The following is a 3,133-nucleotide window of genomic DNA, read 5'->3' on the forward strand; positions in this document are numbered from 1 at the left end:
AGGGCGGAGCGAACAAGACCGCTCCGCCCTGTTTCCCGCCTGCTGTATTGCAACCTTGAAAATGTTCCTGTGGAACGTTTTCAACGGGGGGGATATTCTCTAACGAAAAATGTTTCACGTGAAACATTCTGTATTTCTGTCACAAAATAATGATAGGATTCGTCCGTAGGGACACGGCGTGCCGTGTCCGCCGGTTTCGGGAAAGGAATATCCCGTTGGAAACGTTCCGCCGGAACGTTTTCAAAATCAAGAAACAGCAAGCGGGACACAAGGGCGGAGCGGTCTTGTTCGCTCCGCCCTCGAAAAGCTGTCGCTTTTCTCACCCACCTTCCCCGTGCGCCAAAAGCATGGCGCAGGGATTTCGCTGTCTGCGGACAGCGACTCAGAGGGCTGCTCGCCCTCTAAGAACACCTCGCCAGCTGCGCTCAGCTGGAGCAGCCTTTTCGGGCAGACGGTTCTGAAACTGTTTTGTTTCTGCACGATGGTTTTTGTGACTGCTCTTGCAATTTTGCAGCACATCCTGTAGGGACACGGCGTGCCGTGTCCGCAGAATAGTGCCGTGTCCGCCGGTTTGCCACGATCATTCCTGCAAAAAAAAACACTCCCACCGAAGTGAGAGTGCTTTTCTCGTTGTACCATGTACGATGGCGATTCTCTGTTCGCCGGCGAGCCCTGTGCAGAGGCTGCCGTTAGTGCGCTAGTTCAAAGGGTGTGGTGTGCGCTTTCTCATGACCGGCAAGAACTGCCTTCGTGAGAATGGCAATGACTGCCTCCACGCTGATGTCATTCCGCTGTTTCTGCGGCAGGAGCTTGTCCCATCTGCGCTTTACCTCCGGATCGGACGATGTCAGGGCGAGATGGATGGCACGGGCAATCTCCGCCCGCACTTCCTCCGGCGAAACGTGGAATTGTTCCGCCACTTCTGTCAGAACCGTTTTCATAACCAGTACCTCCGAAAAAATTTCTTGGTGCGCCCTGCTGCCCGAAAGCTTCGGCTGTGCATGCAGCGAGGGCTTGTGCGAATTTTAAAATTGTGCCTGGGTGTTATCCCTGCGCCTATTATAGCACAATTCAAAGTCGGATTTTGTCGAAAAAGGGATTCCGTCAAAAAAATAAAGAAAATTAAAAATGTTATCGAAATTTATCTAATCTTTTCTTATTTTTTACCGGATGATAATGGGGAAGTTGTTCAGACGGTGCCACATTGTTGCAGAAAATGAGGGCTTCTGCAAAACCGTGCCGGTACAGCACGCCCTTGTCAGATCGTCCGGAACGGCGGCGCATCGTGTGGAATGCACGTGAAAGTTTCCACATCTTCCGGAAAACTTGTGGAAAGCACTTCCCGGCGAAAACAAAACAAGTTTTCCACAAGTCTAAGTGGAAACTGTGGAAAGCCAAATAGAATACATCAGTTCTTTTCCCCATCGCTGGGAAATCCGGCGGAAAACGAGCTGCTCGCCGGAGCATCTGCCCCGATTCCCACGGAAACAGGTCACTTTCCCCGCCACTGAGCGCACCGCCGGAGAGCGCCGTCAGACAGGGCAAAATCAGCCCGAATCCGGCGCCGATTTTTGCATAAATTGTGAGTTAGTTTCGAAAACAGCACGGATTGCATCTGTTTCGCCGGTTTTTCGGCAAATCAAATAGCAATATCTATTTTTTATTCACATGATAGAAAGTCAATTTCCCCAAATCAAAAAGATAAAAGATATAACAAAATCGTAGTGATTTTTCGGTTCACATTTCGTTTAAGAATAGAGCTCTGCCGAAATCCAGACCGATTCAGTTAAAATATATACCAAATTTTCAAAAGAAACGAAAAAAAGTTGTTGACAGACGCTCCGGTCTGTGGTATAATAAATGACGTTGCAGGAATCTCTTGCATTTCCCATAGGGGTATAGCTCAGCTGGTAGAGCATTGGTCTCCAAAACCAAGTGTCCCGAGTTCGATTCTTGGTGCCCCTGCCATCACGAAAAACCGCTTCTCAATCGAGGAGCGGTTTTCTTTTTGTCTGGGTTATTTGAGGTTGCTTAGAGCTTGTTCGTATCTCTTTCTGTGCGGAATGCGAAACAGGCTCTTATTGAAGCAGTGCGAGGATGTCCGCCTTGGGTCTTGCGCCAACGGCACGCTGTACCAGCTTTCCGTTTTCCACGACGGCGAGCATGGGGATGCTGGTGACCCGAAACGCCTGCGCCAGCGCCGGCTGCTCGTCCACGTTGACCTTGCAGACCTTGATGTCCTGTCGTTCGTCGGCGATCTCGTCCACCAGCGGGGAGACCATCTGGCACGGTCCGCACCAGTCGGCGTAGAAGTCGATGAGCACCTTGGTGGTGCACTCCATGACCTCACGATTGAAATTGTCCTTTGTCAGCGAGATAACTGCCATGTTTCTCAGCTCCTTTCCGTTGCCTTTAGTATACCCCATTTTCCGTGAAATTGCAAGAGCAGACAGAAAAACAAGACGATTTCAGAATCATTGTGTGCTGGTTGGTAAGGTGTTTTGTGGTGCTGTAGGGACAGGTTGTGCCGTGTCCGCAGATTTCAGCAGCAGAAATTTGTGCGGATATTTTAAAGCGCAGACAGCAAAAACCATCGTGCGGAAACAAAATAGTTTTGAGAAACTGTCCCCGAAAAGGCTGCTCCAGCTGAGCGCAGCTGGCGAGGTTTTAGAGTCTGTTTTGCATCTATTCGCACACATCTTGCTTGCATCTTTTCCGAGATATTTCAGGAAAATACTCGGAAATCCACAAAGGATTTCCTCTGTTTTTCCTTTCATCTCTCGAAAAATCTGACGGCGCAATCTGCATGCGCCTAGATGCAAAACAGACTCTCTTAGAGGGCACGTGCCCTCTAAGTCGCTGTCCGCAGACGGCGAAATCCCTGCGCCATGCCCCTCCATTTCAAGCATTTCGCACCAAATTTCAAGAAATCCGAAAAAATTTTTGAAACCCCCTACACAAACTCCGAAAAATATGATATAATAGAACTTGCGTTTCCTGCGGATGCGGGAGCTGTTTGAAAATACGATATTTTTGCATGGGAGTCCGTCCTGCTTTCTGCGGTTTGCAGGCAGGACCGCAATATGGACTCTGCGGAATAAGAGCTCGTGTTCATAGGCGTCTATCTACGTCT

4 protein-coding genes and 1 tRNA gene are annotated in these 3,133 nt (G+C 49.4%); 1 reads left to right on the forward strand and 4 read right to left on the reverse strand.

What is annotated here, in order from left to right:
* Positions 1-689 precede the first annotated feature (689 nt).
* A complete protein-coding gene (locus QZL66_RS04800; RefSeq protein ID WP_022410604.1) occupies positions 690-941 on the reverse strand; it encodes a hypothetical protein in 252 nt (83 codons plus the stop codon).
* Positions 942-1,163: 222 nt separating this feature from the next.
* Positions 1,164-1,298, reverse strand: a complete 135-nt coding sequence (locus QZL66_RS04805; protein ID WP_293601862.1) for a hypothetical protein — start codon at positions 1,296-1,298, stop codon at positions 1,164-1,166.
* Between the two features lie 594 nt (positions 1,299-1,892).
* Between QZL66_RS04805 and QZL66_RS04810 the strand changes: the two genes are divergently transcribed.
* A tRNA-Trp gene (locus QZL66_RS04810) sits at positions 1,893-1,968 on the forward strand.
* Positions 1,969-2,078: 110 nt separating this feature from the next.
* Here QZL66_RS04810 and trxA read toward each other — a convergent pair.
* Both trxA and QZL66_RS04820 read right to left on the reverse strand, forming a co-directional pair.
* Positions 2,079-2,387, reverse strand: coding sequence for a thioredoxin (gene trxA / locus QZL66_RS04815; RefSeq protein WP_022410605.1), 309 nt, complete (start codon positions 2,385-2,387; stop codon positions 2,079-2,081).
* An 87-nt stretch (positions 2,388-2,474) separates the two neighbouring features.
* Positions 2,475-2,801, reverse strand: coding sequence for a hypothetical protein (locus QZL66_RS04820; protein ID WP_293601863.1), 327 nt, complete (start codon positions 2,799-2,801; stop codon positions 2,475-2,477).
* Between the last annotated feature and the right edge of the window lie 332 nt (positions 2,802-3,133).

Origin of the sequence: Ruminococcus sp. CAG:330 (genome assembly GCF_000437175.1) — a bacterium.
Taxonomy (GTDB): Bacteria; Bacillota; Clostridia; order Oscillospirales; family Ruminococcaceae; genus Ruminococcus_C.